Genomic DNA, 14,472 nt, shown 5'->3' on the forward strand with positions numbered 1-14,472 from the left:
TTTTCGCTTAAACCCTTATGAATGCTAATCGTTCACATGTTCCCATACGCGCGACATGACGACGGAGCCTTCACCTACGGCGCTGGCGACGCGTTTTACCGATCCGGCGCGGACGTCTCCGACGGCGAAGACGCCGGGGCAGGAAGTGCCGTAAGGGCTATCTGCGCCCACCTCGGGTCCGGTGACGATGAAGCCCTTGTCGTCGAGTTGCACCAGGCCTGACAACCAGTCGGTGTTGGGCGCCGCGCCGACCATGATGAAGAGCGCGTGTGTGCGCAGTTCCCAATCCATACCGGAAGTGCTGTCATGGATCGTCAGGCAGGTGAGCGTGCTGTCGCCGTGCAGGTCCCGGACGCTGGTGCGGGTGTGGATTGTGATGCGTGGATGCGCCTGCAGGCGCGACAGCAGGTAGTCCGACATCGACGACGCTAGGCTGGCCCCGCGGACGAGGACGTGCACGTGGCGCGCGGTTTGTGCAAGGTACATCGCCGCCTGTCCTGCCGAGTTGCCTCCGCCGATCACGGCGACGTCGCTGTCGCGACAGAAGCGTGCTTCGGTTTCGGTGGCGGCGTAATAGATGCCGTTGTTTTCGAACTCCTCGAGCCGGTCGAGCGGCAGCTTGCGGTATTGCACACCCGTTGCGACAATCACCGACTTGCAGGGTACTTCGCGACCGTTGTCGAGGGTGAGGCAGAAGCGTCCGTCGGTCTGGGTCATCGACGAGACCCGGCGCGGCATGGCGAAGCGCGTGCCGAACTTGAGCGCCTGTATTTCGCCGCGCCCGACAAGGTCTGAGCCGGAAATGCCGGTGGGAAAGCCCATGTAATTCTCGATCCGGCTGGAGGTGCCTGCCTGACCGCCGATGTTGATGTCTTCAACCACGAGTGCGGACAGCCCTTCAGCACCTGCATAGACGCCGGCAGCGACACCTGCAGGGCCCGCGCCAACAATGACTGTGTCGTAGATCTTCTCTGGGTCGATCGAGAGATCGAGGCCAAGGATCTCGGCCACTTTTGACGGGGTCGGATCGCAGATCGGCATCCTGTCACCGATCACCAGAAAGGGCTCATCCGGCGGCACATCACAATTGGCGGCAAGCCGTTTGCCTTCGTCCGAGCCGATGGCGACATCCCGCCATGGCAGGCGGTTGCGCCCGGCGAACGCCGCGATCTGGCGCAACGGGCCGGATTGATCCAGACCCACCAGCGTCAGGCCGGATTCCTGTGTTTCCAGCAGACGACGACGGCGCGCGGCAAAGACGGTGATGATGATGTCCGACATCTCGGGCGTCCGCGACATCAGGTCGAGCATCGTGTCGCGCGGGACGACGATGAAGCGGCTGTCCTTGACGCAGCGGCTTCCGATCATGGCTTTGCCACCACTGAGGAAATTGAGCTCTCCGAAGAACTGGCCCGGGCCGAGCGTGGCGGTCCCGTAGCGAGTGCCGGTGGAGGGATTGATCGCCTCGGTTTCACCGTCGAGCAGGTAGAAGAACTCTGTGCTGGGTTGGCCCGCTTTCTGCACATCGCCACCTGCGTGGATTTCCCGTTCTTCACCATTGCGGCGCAAAAGAGCGACGTGTTCGTCTGTCAGCGGTGTGCGGGCCATTGTGGCCAGATCGGCGGCAAAGCTCTCCATGCGTCAGCGTCCTTTTTGCGACGTACTCGTAATCAACCCGCTGAGCGCCGATTTGATGATCGACCGCACCGAGGGGCGCTTTTTGCCAACATAGGGCAGGGGGCGGCAGACCTCCATCGCGGCGACGCCGACACGCGCCGTCAGCGCTCCATTGACCAACCCTTCTCCGAAGCGCCGGGACAGTTTGCCCAAAATTCCGCCACCCAGGATCGGCTCCAACATGTCATCGCCGACCGCGACAGCGCCAGTGGCGACGAGGTGCGAGAGCACGGCGCGAGTCAAACGCCAGCTCCCGAGCGTGCCGGAGCGCCCGCCGTAGATCTCTGCGATCCGGCGGATCATGCGGATGTTGGCGCCGAGGGCCGCAACCACATCGGCCAGCGCCAGTGGGACGAGGGCGGTGACCGTGGCAACCTGACGGGCAGCCGCTTCGACCTCGCGCTGAGCAGCCTGATCGAGTGGGCCAAGCAGTTCGTGATCGGCCAGCGCGAGAAGGGCGGAGGCGTCGAACATGTCGCTTTCGCGATCCTTCAGCCGGTCACGGCCCCAACGCGTGTCATCGCGGTTGCGGTAGAGGTGATCGAGGTCCTTGATCACGCTGCGTGCTGCCTTGAGATCTTCGGCGGCAAGGGCTGTTTCGGCATCATGCTGAATACGGTCGATGCGGCCAAGACGGGCGAAAGCCGACAACTCCTTGACGACGATCATCAGAACGACGGCGATGAAGAGCGCGAAGAGGGCAGCGACCGCGTAGCCGAGGTAGACGTTTTGTGTGAGCAGATCGGTGACAAAGTTCCATGCCGCGACGGAGGCGACGGTGGTGATGAGCGCCAGAAGCAGCGTCCAGAACCAGCGGGCCAATCGTGACGTGGGGCGCGCGGCCAATGCGGCGACCGTGGTCATCGCCTGGCCTTGCGGTGCAGGCTCCTGCGTGTCCGGGACGGGCGGGGCCTCAGCCGGGGTCGGCGCAGGCGCGTCGTCGTCGAGATCGAAGAGGACGGGGCCTTTCTGGGTCATGGCGCTGTCCTTTTCCATTCATAGTGGATGTCGGGCAGGTTCTCGTCGTTTTCTGCGCCATCGGTGCGGTGGGTTTCCACGAAGCCTAGCCGTTCATAAAGCCGTTGCGCCCCGGTGTTGGCGGTGAAAGTCCAAAGCCGCAGGGCGTTCTCACGCTGCATGGCATCCGAGATCAGCTCGGTCCCGATGCCTTGCCCCCTTGCTTGCGGGTCGACGTAAATTGCGTGGATTTCCTCGTTTTCGCGGGCGAGATAGCCCTGAACAGCGTCGGTCTCGGCAACGGTGATCCAGCCCCGATCGATCATCGTCCCGGCATGGGCGATGTCTTCCGCCCGGGTGTGCAGGGGCGGAACCCACGGCGTTTCTTCGATCCAGGCCGACATGATCGCACCGACGCGGCCTGCGTCCAGAGGGGTTGCCGGGCGCAGGATCACAGGCGGTCTCCGATCAAAAACTGCGCTGCGCGGTCCAGACGGATATGCGGTGGGCCTTCGCCGGGTTTGAGGCTCAACTTCGCGGGGGCAAAGCGCATGATCTGGTAGTCCTGGTCGAGCCATTTCTCGACCCCGTCCCGCGCCGGTCCCAGCAGGCGCGATGGATCTTCGGGCAGCTCTCCGGGATAGAAGGCGGCCTGTTTGCCGCTGTCGAGCAAGGTGCCGCGCACGCAGTCGAGCGACTGGCCGTTGTGCTGGCGGGTCTCTTCGACCGTCGCGCGCAGGCTGGCGATAGACATGGCGCTCGTCTGCGCGCCGGCAAATTGTGCGCGGTCGCGGGCTTCGCGGGTGAGGGCCTGCATGATGCCAGTGAGACGCGCGTGTTGCGTGTGGTGCAGGTGATCGGCCTTCGTAGCGGCAAAGAGGATCTTCTCGACCCGCTTGCCCATCAGAAGCTGGGTCAGGAACGCGTTTTGCCCCGGGCGGAACGACCCCAGAATGTCGGCCATCGCCTGACGCATGTCCTCGACGGCCTGCGGGCCGGCATGGATCGCGCCGAGCGCATCGACCAGTACGATCTGGCGGTCGATCTTAGCGAAATGCTCGCGGAAGAAGGGTTTGACGACCTGGGATTTATAGGCCTCGAACCGCCTGTCCATCTCGCGCCAAAGCGATTTGCGGGGTGCAGCGGGTTCCGGTGGCAGCGGCGCGAAGGTCAGAACTGGACTGCCTGCGAGGTCGCCAGGCAGAAGGAACCGCCCCGGTGTGCAGTCCGAGAAGCCAGCAAGCCGCGCAGATTTGAGATATGCGGTGAATTGCGCGGCAAGCGCCTGTGCAGTGGGTTCGTCGAGCTTGGCTTTGGCATCTTCGTATTTCGCGCGCGCAAGAAACTCCTGGGCATGGTCGCGCGTCGCGATGCGATTCAGCGTTTCTTCAGACCACTGGGTGTAGCTTTTCTCTAAAAGACCCAAATCCAGAAGCCACTCACCGGGATAATCCACGATGTCGAGATGTATGGTCCGCGGACCCTGAAGCCCCGCCAGAAGACCTGCGGGACGGACCTTGAGCGAGAGCCGCAATTCGCTGACGGTGCGGGTGCTGTCGGGCCAATGCGGGTCTTGCGCAGTGATGGCACCCAGATGCGTCTCATAGTCGAAGCGCGGCAAGGTGTCGTCGGGTTGTGGCTGAAGATAAGCTGACAGAATGCGACCTTCGCTGTGGGCCAGCAGGCCAGGCATGCGCCCGCGGTCCATCATGTTGGCGACGAGAGACGTGATGAAGACCGTCTTGCCCGAGCGTGCGAGGCCGGTCACGCCCAGGCGGATCACGGGTTCGAAAAACGTCTCGGACACTGTGCCGGTGACGTTTTCGATGCCGCGGGTCAGCGTGTCTGCGATGTTGGTGATGACCAAGTTTGCGGCCTCTTCATTCAGCGTTGAGGCTAGAGATAGAGGCGCACGGCCAGACATACCAGTGCAGCGCCAGGGGGATTGTTCGACCGGTTTTGTCAGGATAAGCGGTGCGCATGCCGAGATACGCTTTGAAAGTCGAATATGAAGGCGCCCCATTCGCCGGTTGGCAGCGGCAGGCGGATCAGCCGTCGGTACAGGGCGCAATCGAAGCGGCCTTGGCGAAACTGGAGCCGGGCGAGCACACGATTGCGGCCGCCGGGCGGACCGATGCGGGCGTCCATGCCCGTGGGCAGGTGTGTCACTGTGATCTGCTAAAGGACTGGACGCCGTTTAGGTTGTCAGAAGCTCTGAACCATCACCTCAAGCCGTTGCCGGTGGCAATTGTCGATGCTGCGCAGGTTGCGGATGACTGGCACGCTCGGTTTTCAGCTGTGGAGCGGCAGTATCTGTTCCGACTGGTGGCTCGGCGTGCGCCGATGACGCTAGAGGCGGGGCAGGTCTGGCAGGTGAAACACGCGCTGGAGCTGGAGCCGATGCAGAAGGCCGCCGCGCACCTGATCGGGCGGCACGATTTCACGACCTTTCGGTCCACGATGTGTCAGGCCCAATCTCCGGTGAAGACATTGGACGCGTTGGACATCTCAGAGGTCGAGACTGAGTGGGGAACCGAGTTTCAGTTTCGCCTGCGCGCGCGATCTTTCCTGCACAATCAGGTGCGCAGTTTCGTGGGCACGTTGGAACGGGTCGGTGCGGGCGCTTGGACTCCACGGGATGTGCGGACCGCCTTGGAGGCGCGCGACCGGGCAGCCTGCGGCCCGGTATCCCCGCCGCATGGTCTCTACCTCATGCATGTCGGGTATCCGTCTGACCCGTTTGCGGCGGTCTAGTCCGACAAACTGCGCTGCCGCCGGGCCGACAGACGTTCAATAGCGATGGCCAGATGCGGATCCCCGATGGCATCGTCACCCTGTTCGACGCGCACCATATGCGCTTCATGCAGCACGTCGGCATGTGTCGCGCCAAGTGGCGGTTTGAACCGGTAGGAGGCCAGTTCGATCAGCATACCGAGCGGGTCCTTGAAATAGATCGAGTTCATGAAGCCCCGGTCTTTTTCGCCTGAGTGGTCGATGCCGCGCGCATTCAGGCGGTCGACCAGTTGCGAATACATCGACTGGCTGACAGCGAAAGCGATGTGATGCACGCAGCCCGGATCGGTCGGTGTTCGCGTCGGATCGGGAGTGCGATCTTCGGAGGTGAAGATAGTAATGAGACGCCCATCCCCGGGGTCGAAATAGAGATGCCCCTGATCGGGATCGTCGAGGTTTGGCTGTTCGAACAGGAACGGCATGCCAAGAACCCCTTCCCAGAAATCAATGGATGTTTGCCGGTCCGCACCCATCAACGTGATGTGGTGCAACCCCTGTACCTGTAACTTGTGCATGATGTCCCCCTCGGCATTGCCATGGCCCAACCCTACTATAGCCTACTTGTTGCATGGGACTTTCGGGAAAAATTCGGCGGGTTTGAAAAAATGCTTGTCTTGGCGGCGCTTTTCCCCGATGAGCGAGCCATGGATAAGCTGACGCATCTGCGACGAGGCAACTGAGCCCTTCCCGCCGCCCCGTAATGTGGGCGAACCGTCACCTTTTGTCCGACTTCTTCATCCTTTCCGTTGACTTGGCCCGCGCCGCTTGGCACGGCTTGGGCTTCTTGAAATGAGGTTTCCACATGATCCCCTCTGTCTTGCCGACCTATTCCCGTGCGCCGTTGCAATTCGTCAAAGGCGAAGGTTCCTGGCTGATCGAGGCGGATGGGCGACGTTTTCTGGACCTTGGTGCGGGGATCGCGGTGAATGCGCTGGGTCATGCGCATCCGGCGCTGGTTCAAGCGCTGACCGATCAGGCGCAGAAGGTCTGGCATGTCTCGAACCTTTATGAGATCCCGCAGCAGAAGGCTCTGGCGGACAAATTGGTTGAGGCCACATTCGCCGACACCGTGTTCTTCACCAATTCCGGGACGGAGTCCTGCGAATTGGCGGTGAAGATGGCGCGCAAGTACTGGTACGAAAAAGGCCAACCGGAGAAGACCACGATCATCACGTTCAGCGGCTCGTTCCACGGCCGGTCCTCGGCAGGCATCGCCGCAGCCGGGTCCGAGAAGATGACCAAAGGGTTTGGACCGCTTTTGCCAGGGTTCAAGCATTTGCCATGGGGTGATCATGCGGCGTTGGACGAGGCGATTGACGATACGGTGGGCGCGATCCTGATCGAACCTGTGCAGGGCGAGGGCGGAATTCGACCCTTGCCGGACCAGTGTCTCAAGGGTCTGCGCGATCTCTGTGACGAGAAGGATCTGCTTTTGATCTTGGACGAAGTGCAATGCGGTGTGGGCCGAACGGGGCGCTTGTTCGCGCATGAATGGGCGGGGATCGAACCGGACATCATGATGGTCGCCAAGGGCATTGGCGGGGGGTTCCCGCTTGGCGCTGTTCTGGCTTCCGAAGACGCGGCGTCGGGCATGATTGCGGGCACACATGGATCGACCTATGGCGGCAATCCTCTTGCCTGTGCGGTTGGTTGCGCGGTCATGGACATCGTCAGCGACGCGGATTTTCTGCAGAGCGTCAATGCCCGCGCCGGGTTCCTGCGGCAAAAGTTGGAAGGTCTGGTTGCGACGCATCCGGACGTGTTCGACGGCGTTCGCGGATCTGGTCTGATGCTGGGCCTGAAGTGCAAAGTAGCCCCGGCCGACGTGGTGAAGGCGGGCTTTGAGTGCGGGGTGATCACGGTCCCGGCGGCAGACAACGTGGTGCGCATTCTTCCGCCGCTCAACATCAGCGAAGACGAGATGTCCGAAGCCGTGAACCGGCTTGATTTCGCAGCGGACGCGGTTCGCGAAGCGATGGGGTGAGGACAGAACGATGAAGCATTTCCTCGATATCCACAAAACCGACGCGTCCGATCTGCGGCAGGTGATCGACCAGGCCATTGATATGAAGGGCAAGCGCAACGGGCGCCCGAAGGGTGCGCCCGACGACGAGCAGCCGCTCGCGGGGCACATGGTGGCGCTGATCTTTGAGAAGCCATCGACGCGGACGCGCGTATCGTTTGACGTTGGCGTGCGCCAGATGGGCGGCGAGACGATGGTCCTGTCCGGCTCGGACATGCAGCTTGGGCATGGCGAGACCATCGCGGACACGGCACGGGTGCTGAGCCGCTATGTCGACCTGATCATGATCCGAACCTTCGATGAGGCGGTGCTGGAGGAGATGGCGGAATATGCCAGCGTCCCGGTCATCAACGGGCTGACCGACCGCACGCATCCCTGCCAGATCATGGCAGACGTCATGACTTACGAAGAGCACCGCGGGCCGATCAAGGGCAAGAAGGTCGTCTGGTGTGGGGACGGGAACAATGTCTGTTCCTCGTTCCTTCATGCCGCGGCGCAGTTCGGGTTCAATTTCACTTTCACGGGGCCGGTGCAGCTTGACCCGGAAATGGAGTTCGTGGGCCTTGCCCGAAACGCTGGCGTATCAGTGACCATTGAGCGTGACCCTCACAAAGCCGTCGACGGTGCGGATCTGGTGGTCGCTGACACCTGGGTCAGCATGCATGACGCTCAATCCGCGAAAGAGCGGCGGCATAATATGTTGCGGCCCTATCAGGTGAACGAGGATCTCATGCGCCACGCGAAGGAAGACGCGCTTTTCATGCACTGCCTGCCGGCCCATCGCGGGGAGGAAGTGACGTCAGAGGTGATGGACGGTCCGCAATCGGTGATCTTCGATGAAGCCGAGAACCGCTTGCACGCTCAGAAGGCCATCATGCGATATTGCCTTGGCGTCTGACGCGCCTGTTGAAGGAAAGTCAAATCCCGACCCCGGCTCGGTTAATCGGTTGTGATGCCGCGACCGGGGCGGGTGCGTTTCCAGACACGCAGATCGTTGAGAGCCACCAGTAGCGCGACACACAAGGCGCCGGAGAGGGCGGCTTTGCTCATGGTGCCCATTGCACCTTCGATCATCACGGCATGCGCAGCCGTGGTGCTGACAATTACGATGGCCAGAGCGCTATGCGCGGCGCGCCAGTAGCGCAGGTTTTGCCGGAATCGTTTGCGGGCGAGGGCAAGGATCGCGGTTGCGATCAGCGCCCACATCGCAATCACACCCCATATCGCGAAAGGAGTCGGGGACCGAAAGAGAAGCGCGTCCACCACGTCAGGCGGGCTCGTGATCCAGAGACCGCCGATATGCGCAAATACCGACAGGATCAAAGCTGCGCCGAGCCAGCGATGCACTCGGCGCGCAACAGCAAGGGACAGGCCTGGAAGGCGTCCGGCAGCAAGAAGTGGTTGGAAGAGCAGGAGCGCCATCGCAATGATACCAGCGAAGCCGCCTGCGATATAGACAGGGTCGCGCCATTGCAGCAGCGGGCTGTTGGCCGCAATTACGATGGGTATGGCGGCGATGAAGATCACCGCGCCCCAGGTCGACAGGTGTTTGCGCGTCAAGCGTCAGGCCGGTTGCAAGACGAAATGCGCTTCCAGCGTTGTGTCCCGCGCGCTTGACATCACCGGGCGTAGAAACACCGTCTCGAACTCTTCACTGTCGTAGGCGAGGTGCCCGTGGGGCTGTCCGAACGCAGGCACGATCTGGGGCATCTCAAGGCGGAACACGCCGTTTGCATCGGTCAGTGTGGCTCCGTGGCTGTGCCAGTCGCGTTCGTGACCTTCGGTGGTGTGAGCCCAGATCTGAATGCGCTGACCTGACAGGGGCGCTCCATCACCGGCGCGGCGCACGGTGCCGGTCATCCAGAAACCGCCTCCTCCGATGCGCTCCACGATCGGAGCGCCGGGGCGATAATTGTTGGAGCCACCCCGCATGGATTGCGTCGGAGCGAGCGATTGCGCGCGGGCAGGCGCCAGTCCGCCTGCAACGCCGGTCGCGAGCACCGCGCCACTGGATGCGATGAGGGTTCGGCGGTTCATGTGAAGCTTGGTCATCCGAGTTCTCCCGATGTGATCAGCGTCATACTTGAAGAATGTAGGGCATCCGGTGCTCGGACCCAAAACACCGCTGCGTGAGGCGGCATCCCTTTATTCCGGAACGTTGTCCACGCCTGTCCCGCCCCATGGGTGGCACCGGGCGATCCGTCGGGCGGCGAGCCAGCCGCCTTTAAGCCCGCCGTGCTTTTGCAGGGCTTCGAGGGCGTAGGCCGAGCATGTCGGGTGATAGCGGCAGTTGTGGCCGACCCAAGGGCTGAAGACGAGGCGATAGGCCTTGACCGGTAATGACAGTATCCATGCGAGCGGGGTCATTGGTCCTGCCCGGCGTGCAGTTTTCGCAAAGCATAGTTCAGATCGCCCAACAGGTCGGTATAGTCACGATTGACCGTGACGCCTGGACGGCCGACCAAAACGTAATCCCAACCGGGACGTGCCTTCTCTGTCAAAACCTCGGCTGCGACGGACCGCAAACGGCGCTTGGCGCGGTTGCGGGTGACGGCGTTGCCGATTTTCTTGGAGCAGGTATAGCCCACACGGATGGTCGGATCGTTGTCGCGGCGGCACCGCGCCTGCACGAGCATGCCCTGCGTACCTTGCCGCAGCGCACGAGCAGCGCGCAGGAAATCGGCGCGGTGACGGAGCGTGGTGATCTGCGGACATGACAACACCGCCGGAGGCTTGGTTCCCCTTGTGTCCAAGGCGGCCTCCGGCGGTGTCATTTTGGTTTACCTGTTGGGTCGCGGGACGCTTACGCGCTCAGCGACTTGCGGCCGCGCGCGCGGCGCGCGTTCAGGATCTTGCGCCCGGCTTTTGTCGCCATGCGCGAACGGAACCCATGACGCCGTTTGCGTACGAGGTTCGAAGGCTGAAAGGTGCGTTTCATCGCGTCCTACTCCGTCTTGTCGGTCCGGGGGCGCGGATTCGTCCGCCGGGGTTATTCGAAGCCCGTGCTATAGGCAGGTGACCTTGGCTTGTCAAACGGTGTGAGCCGCAATTGTGCAGGTTTTCCGCGGCATCGTGTCGGAGGGATTGGGGGGCGCTGCCCCCCGTCGCCTCGCGGCGACTCCCCCCGAGGTATTTTGGAAACAGAGAAGGAGGGGGTTGGCGTGTCATTTCCTGAAACATTTGCCCACGAGCGCGTGTGACGCTGACACAGTCTGCAATATTCACCGGCTCCGGAGTGGCGGAATGTTTCAGTGTGTCAGGATGAGAGGCGGATTCTCACGCAAATGGCATCGTCGGATCAAGCAGGCGTGAAGCGGGTGTTGCTGCGCTGCTGCAGGGGACATGTTTTGGTCAACCGAAACGCAACATTCCAAGAGGCGGGCCGCGGCGGCCCTGTAAGACATGACAGATATGACAGAGACCCCACAAACGCCTGGTTGGCGGCGCTACCTGCCGCTGATCGTCATCGGTACCGTGGCCCTGGTCGGGGCATTCACCCTGCGCGACTACCTGAGTTTCGACACGCTTGCGGCGAACCGTGAGGCGCTGACCGGATTTCGGGATGCGAATTATGTGCTGACGGCAGGGCTCTTCATGCTGGCCTATGTGGTCATCGTGGGTTTCTCATTGCCCGGTGCGACGATTGCCACCTTGACGGGCGGGTTTCTGTTCGGTGTGTTTCCCGGCGCGCTGTTCAACGTGCTGGCAGCGACGATTGGCGCGACGGTGATCTTCCTGGCTGCGCGCTACGGGCTGGGGGATCGGCTTTCGGCCAAGATGGATGCCAGCGAAGGCACGGTGCGCAAGATCAAGGACGGCATTGACGAGAACCAGTGGTCGATGCTCTTCCTGATCCGCCTCGTTCCAGCCGTGCCGTTCTTCGTCGCAAACCTCGTACCCGCACTTGTCGGCGTGCCGCTGTATCGTTTCTTTGTCTCGACTTTCCTCGGCATCATTCCGGGCGGCGTGGTCTATACCTCAGTGGGTGCCGGGCTTGGTGAAGTGTTCGAGCGCGGCGAAACGCCGAACCTTGGCATCATCTTCGAGCCGCATATCCTCTTGCCGATCCTTGGCCTGTGTCTGCTCGCGGCGCTGCCGATCCTGCTCAAGACCGTACGCGGCAAGAAGGGGCTCTGAGCCATGGAAAAGATCAAGACGGATATCCTTGTGATCGGCGGCGGCTCTGGCGGGTTGTCGGTTGCCGCCGGCGCGGTCCAGATGGGCGCTTCGGTGGTTCTGCTGGAGGCGCACAAGATGGGGGGCGACTGCCTGAACTACGGTTGTGTGCCGTCCAAGGCACTGATCGCGTCGGCCAAGACGGCCTATGCCATGAGCCATGCGGAACAATACGGGATCGCCAATGTCACGCCACAGGTGAACTACGCTGCCGCGAAGGACCATGTGGCCGATGTCATCAGCCAGATTGAACCGGTCGACAGCCAGGAGCGGTTCGAAGGTCTGGGCGTGCGGGTGATCCGGGACTACGGGAAATTCGTTTCACCGACCGTGGTCGAGGCGGGCGCGCACAGGATCGAGGCGCGGCGAATCGTGATCGCGACCGGCTCATCGCCCTTTGTGCCGCCGATCTCGGGTCTGGAGACCGTTCCTTACATCACCAATGAGACCCTTTGGGAATTGCGCGAACAGCCCGAGCACCTTCTGGTGATCGGCGGTGGCCCCATCGGCATGGAGATGGCGCAGGCCCACCTGCGGCTTGGCTCGAAAGTGACAGTGGTCGAAGGCGACCGCGCGCTTGGCAAGGACGATCCGGAAATGGCCGAGATCGTCCTGGACAAGCTGCGGGCCGAGGGGCTGGCCATTGCCGAAGGGTCGAACGCCAAGGAGGTGCGCGGTACAGCTGGCGCGATCGAAGTCGAAACCGAGGACGGGACCGTTCACAAGGGCACCCATCTGCTTGTCGCGGTCGGACGCAAGGCCAACACCGATGGGCTGGATCTCGACAAGGCCGGGATCAAGACCACACGGTCAGGCATTCAGGTCGACGACAGCCTGCGCACGACGAACAAGAAAGTGTACGCTATCGGGGACGTGGCAGGCGGTCTGCAATTTACCCATGTGGCGGGCTACCACGCAGGTGTCATCATCCGGTCTATGCTGTTCGGCCTGCCGTCCAAAGCCTCCACGCGGCACATTCCGTGGGCGACTTATACGCAGCCCGAGCTTGCGCAGGTTGGATTGACCGAGGCACAGGCGAAGAAAGAGCATGGCTCCAGGCTGGAAGTCGTCCGTTTTCACTACAGCCACAACGACCGCGCCATCGCAGAACGCAAGACGCGCGGGCTGATCAAGGTGATGGTCGCAAAAGGCAAACCCGTCGGTGCGTCGATTGCGGGGGAACAGGCGGGCGAACTGATCAATCTGTGGGCCCTGGTGATCGCCAACAAGATGAAGATGAGCCAGATCGCCAGCATGGTCGCGCCCTATCCGACAATCGGAGAGCTTAACAAACGGGCCGCGGGGGCCTACTTCTCACCCAGACTGTTTGAGAGTGACACCGTGAAGAAAGTGGTCGGGTTTGTTCAGAAGTGGCTTCCATAAGGTGATCGGCCGGGGAGCATGGGGATGATCAATTCGCTCTCCGGTCGCTTCCTCATCCTGACGGTGATCTTTGTCATGATCGCCGAGGTGATGATCTTTGTGCCGTCGGTGGCGCGGTACCGGGAGGATTTTCTTTTGAACCGGTTGGAGCGGGCGCAGATCGCGTCATTGGCGCTTCTGGCGGATGACATGATCGACAGTGAGCTTGAAGCGGAGCTCTTGCTCAACGCGGGTGTTTTCAACGTGGTTCTGCGTCGCGATGAGCTGCGGCAACTCGTGTTGTCGTCCCCTATGCCGGAAGAGGTCTCGGCAACCTATGATTTGCGGGACGCGACGGCCCTTACCTTGATCCGCGACGCGATGGTGCGGCTTCTGACCCTCGAGCCAGAGATGATCCGCGTGATCGGCCACCCGTTCCGGGACGGCGGCTTGCTGATCGAGATCACCATCGAGACGACAGAGTTGCGCGCCGCGATCATCGATTACGGCATCCGCATTCTGATGCTCTCCGCTGTCATCTCGATCGTCACGGCGGGGCTGCTGTTCCTGGCCGTGCGTGTCTTGCTTGTGAAACCGATCAAGGGCGTGGTTGGCCATATGCAGAGCTATGCCATGGCCCCGGAAGATGCGCGGCGGGTGATCCAGCCCTCGGCCAGCGTAACGGAATTGCGCGAAGCGGAAGAAGCGCTGCAATCGTTGCAGATGCAGTTGACCCAAGCTTTGCGGCAGAAAGAACGTCTGGCGCAGCTTGGCGGCGCGGTGGCCCGTGTGAGCCACGACCTGCGAAACATCCTCACGTCGGCGCAGCTTTTCACAGACCGGATCGAGATGAGCGAGGATCCGACGGTCAAACGGATGGCGCCGAAGCTCGTGAATTCGATCAAGCGCGCGGTGTCGTTGTGTGAAAGCACCCTTGCCTTTGGACGCGCGGAAGAACCCGCGCCCACTCTGACACTGTTCAATCTGGCGGAACTGGTGGGCGACGTGATCGACAGCGAACGGCTTGCCATTGACGATTTCGACCTGAGCCTGAGTGAAGACGTGCCCGGCAACCTGATGGTGCGCGCAGACCCCGAACAAATGTACCGTATTCTGGCCAATCTCGTACGTAATGCACGACAGGCGATCATCGGAACCGGTCAGCCGGGTGAGATCAGCGTGTCCGCCCGAACCGGGGACGATGCCTGGTGCATCGATGTGATCGACACAGGTCCCGGCTTGCCCAAGAAAGCACAGGAATACCTGTTCCAGCCCTTCCAGGGCGGCGCCCGCAAAGGTGGGTCGGGACTGGGGCTTGCCATTTCCGAAGAGCTGGTGCGCGGACATGGGGGAACCCTGACGCTGCTCAAAACGGACGAGACTGGAACAGCTTTCCGCATCAGGCTGCCCATGGGCGATGTGACCTGAAGGGCTTTACACAATGCGCGCAGTTTTGTTGGAATTTGCGCTTGCATCACACCACC

General features: G+C 61.9%; 17 protein-coding genes. 7 read left to right on the top strand and 10 right to left on the bottom strand.

All coding sequences use genetic code 11. The features are described from left to right. Positions 1-24 precede the first annotated feature (24 nt). The 4 genes from BUA42_RS01590 to BUA42_RS21380 are packed head-to-tail and all read right to left on the bottom strand — an operon-like array spanning position 25 to position 4,501. Positions 25-1,638 (bottom strand): FAD-dependent oxidoreductase, encoded by a 1,614-nt coding sequence (locus BUA42_RS01590; RefSeq protein WP_072775950.1) that lies wholly within the window; start codon positions 1,636-1,638, stop codon positions 25-27. 3 nt (positions 1,639-1,641) lie between these two features. Further along, positions 1,642-2,655 (bottom strand): YcjF family protein, encoded by a 1,014-nt coding sequence (locus BUA42_RS01595; RefSeq protein WP_072775951.1) that lies wholly within the window; start codon positions 2,653-2,655, stop codon positions 1,642-1,644. After that, positions 2,652-3,089, bottom strand: a complete 438-nt coding sequence (locus BUA42_RS01600) for a GNAT family N-acetyltransferase (RefSeq protein ID WP_245818932.1) — start codon at positions 3,087-3,089, stop codon at positions 2,652-2,654. The genes BUA42_RS01595 and BUA42_RS01600 overlap by 4 nt, the downstream gene beginning before the upstream one ends. Continuing rightward, positions 3,086-4,501, bottom strand: coding sequence for a YcjX family GTP-binding protein (locus BUA42_RS21380; protein ID WP_072776684.1), 1,416 nt, complete (start codon positions 4,499-4,501; stop codon positions 3,086-3,088). Before BUA42_RS21380 ends, BUA42_RS01600 begins: the two co-directional genes overlap by 4 nt. Positions 4,502-4,614: 113 nt before the next feature. On the opposite strand from BUA42_RS21380, the gene truA reads away from it, so the two are divergent. Next, entirely contained in the window at positions 4,615-5,388 is a 774-nt protein-coding gene (gene truA / locus BUA42_RS01610) for a tRNA pseudouridine(38-40) synthase TruA (RefSeq protein ID WP_072775952.1), read from the top strand. Here the strand turns inward: truA and BUA42_RS01615 are convergent. Beyond that, positions 5,385-5,942: a VOC family protein gene (locus BUA42_RS01615; protein ID WP_072776685.1), complete on the bottom strand. Its 558-nt coding sequence runs from the start codon at positions 5,940-5,942 to the stop codon at positions 5,385-5,387. The two genes, truA and BUA42_RS01615, sit on opposite strands and share 4 nt — an antisense overlap. 21 nt (positions 5,943-5,963) lie before the next feature. On the opposite strand from BUA42_RS01615, the gene BUA42_RS21295 reads away from it, so the two are divergent. The 3 genes from BUA42_RS21295 to argF all read left to right on the top strand — a co-directional run bounded on the left by BUA42_RS21295 (position 5,964) and on the right by argF (position 8,348). Next, positions 5,964-6,107 (top strand): hypothetical protein, encoded by a 144-nt coding sequence (locus tag BUA42_RS21295; protein ID WP_218588596.1) that lies wholly within the window; start codon positions 5,964-5,966, stop codon positions 6,105-6,107. 122 nt (positions 6,108-6,229) lie between these two features. Further along, complete coding sequence (locus BUA42_RS01620) at positions 6,230-7,411, top strand: aspartate aminotransferase family protein (protein WP_072775953.1); 1,182 nt, start codon at positions 6,230-6,232, stop codon at positions 7,409-7,411. 10 nt (positions 7,412-7,421) lie between these two features. Then, positions 7,422-8,348 carry an ornithine carbamoyltransferase gene (gene argF / locus BUA42_RS01625; RefSeq protein ID WP_072775954.1) on the top strand — a complete coding sequence of 309 codons (927 nt, stop codon included), beginning with the start codon at positions 7,422-7,424 and terminating at the stop codon, positions 8,346-8,348. 41 nt (positions 8,349-8,389) lie between these two features. Here argF and BUA42_RS01630 read toward each other — a convergent pair whose 3' ends face one another. The 5 genes from BUA42_RS01630 to rpmH all read right to left on the bottom strand — a co-directional run bounded on the left by BUA42_RS01630 (position 8,390) and on the right by rpmH (position 10,388). Beyond that, positions 8,390-9,010 (bottom strand): ferric reductase-like transmembrane domain-containing protein, encoded by a 621-nt coding sequence (locus BUA42_RS01630; RefSeq protein WP_072775955.1) that lies wholly within the window; start codon positions 9,008-9,010, stop codon positions 8,390-8,392. A gap of 3 nt (positions 9,011-9,013) precedes the next feature. Continuing rightward, complete coding sequence (locus tag BUA42_RS01635) at positions 9,014-9,502, bottom strand: peptidase associated/transthyretin-like domain-containing protein (protein ID WP_072775956.1); 489 nt, start codon at positions 9,500-9,502, stop codon at positions 9,014-9,016. Positions 9,503-9,595: 93 nt separating this feature from the next. Continuing rightward, positions 9,596-9,817, bottom strand: a complete 222-nt coding sequence (gene yidD / locus BUA42_RS01640; protein ID WP_072775957.1) for a membrane protein insertion efficiency factor YidD — start codon at positions 9,815-9,817, stop codon at positions 9,596-9,598. Next, the gene (rnpA, locus tag BUA42_RS01645; protein ID WP_072775958.1) at positions 9,814-10,224 is read right to left on the bottom strand and encodes a ribonuclease P protein component; all 411 of its coding nucleotides are present in this window, start codon (positions 10,222-10,224) and stop codon (positions 9,814-9,816) included. Before rnpA ends, yidD begins: the two co-directional genes overlap by 4 nt. 29 nt (positions 10,225-10,253) lie before the next feature. Continuing rightward, entirely contained in the window at positions 10,254-10,388 is a 135-nt protein-coding gene (gene rpmH / locus BUA42_RS01650; protein WP_072775959.1) for a 50S ribosomal protein L34, read from the bottom strand. Positions 10,389-10,852: 464 nt separating this feature from the next. Here rpmH and BUA42_RS01655 point away from each other — a divergent pair, with 464 nt between their 5' ends. Genes BUA42_RS01655 through BUA42_RS01665 form a run of 3 tightly spaced genes read left to right on the top strand, consistent with a single transcriptional unit; the run spans position 10,853 to position 14,416 of the window. Next, positions 10,853-11,587: a TVP38/TMEM64 family protein gene (locus BUA42_RS01655; RefSeq protein ID WP_072775960.1), complete on the top strand. Its 735-nt coding sequence runs from the start codon at positions 10,853-10,855 to the stop codon at positions 11,585-11,587. Positions 11,588-11,590: 3 nt separating this feature from the next. Further along, a complete protein-coding gene (locus BUA42_RS01660; protein ID WP_072775961.1) occupies positions 11,591-13,009 on the top strand; it encodes a dihydrolipoyl dehydrogenase family protein in 1,419 nt (472 codons plus the stop codon). 24 nt (positions 13,010-13,033) lie between these two features. Then, positions 13,034-14,416: a sensor histidine kinase gene (locus BUA42_RS01665; protein ID WP_072775962.1), complete on the top strand. Its 1,383-nt coding sequence runs from the start codon at positions 13,034-13,036 to the stop codon at positions 14,414-14,416. Positions 14,417-14,472 lie beyond the last annotated feature (56 nt).

The sequence above is a fragment of the Marivita hallyeonensis genome (assembly GCF_900129875.1).
Taxonomy (GTDB): Bacteria; Pseudomonadota; Alphaproteobacteria; order Rhodobacterales; family Rhodobacteraceae; genus Marivita; species Marivita hallyeonensis.

Excerpts from the sequence above, each read along its gene's own strand:
- BUA42_RS01590 (WP_072775950.1), bottom strand. The coding sequence starts at position 1,638 with ATGGAGAGCTTTGCCGCCGATCTGGCCACAATGGCCCGCACACCGCTG.
- BUA42_RS01595 (WP_072775951.1), bottom strand. The coding sequence starts at position 2,655 with ATGACCCAGAAAGGCCCCGTCCTCTTCGATCTCGACGACGACGCGCCT.
- truA (WP_072775952.1), top strand. The coding sequence starts at position 4,615 with ATGCCGAGATACGCTTTGAAAGTCGAATATGAAGGCGCCCCATTCGCC.
- BUA42_RS01615 (WP_072776685.1), bottom strand. The coding sequence starts at position 5,942 with ATGCACAAGTTACAGGTACAGGGGTTGCACCACATCACGTTGATGGGT.
- BUA42_RS21295 (WP_218588596.1), top strand. The coding sequence starts at position 5,964 with ATGGCCCAACCCTACTATAGCCTACTTGTTGCATGGGACTTTCGGGAA.
- BUA42_RS01620 (WP_072775953.1), top strand. The coding sequence starts at position 6,230 with ATGATCCCCTCTGTCTTGCCGACCTATTCCCGTGCGCCGTTGCAATTC.
- argF (WP_072775954.1), top strand. The coding sequence starts at position 7,422 with ATGAAGCATTTCCTCGATATCCACAAAACCGACGCGTCCGATCTGCGG.
- BUA42_RS01635 (WP_072775956.1), bottom strand. The coding sequence starts at position 9,502 with ATGACCAAGCTTCACATGAACCGCCGAACCCTCATCGCATCCAGTGGC.
- yidD (WP_072775957.1), bottom strand. The coding sequence starts at position 9,817 with ATGACCCCGCTCGCATGGATACTGTCATTACCGGTCAAGGCCTATCGC.
- rnpA (WP_072775958.1), bottom strand. The coding sequence starts at position 10,224 with ATGACACCGCCGGAGGCCGCCTTGGACACAAGGGGAACCAAGCCTCCG.
- rpmH (WP_072775959.1), bottom strand. The coding sequence starts at position 10,388 with ATGAAACGCACCTTTCAGCCTTCGAACCTCGTACGCAAACGGCGTCAT.
- BUA42_RS01655 (WP_072775960.1), top strand. The coding sequence starts at position 10,853 with ATGACAGATATGACAGAGACCCCACAAACGCCTGGTTGGCGGCGCTAC.
- BUA42_RS01660 (WP_072775961.1), top strand. The coding sequence starts at position 11,591 with ATGGAAAAGATCAAGACGGATATCCTTGTGATCGGCGGCGGCTCTGGC.
- BUA42_RS01665 (WP_072775962.1), top strand. The coding sequence starts at position 13,034 with ATGATCAATTCGCTCTCCGGTCGCTTCCTCATCCTGACGGTGATCTTT.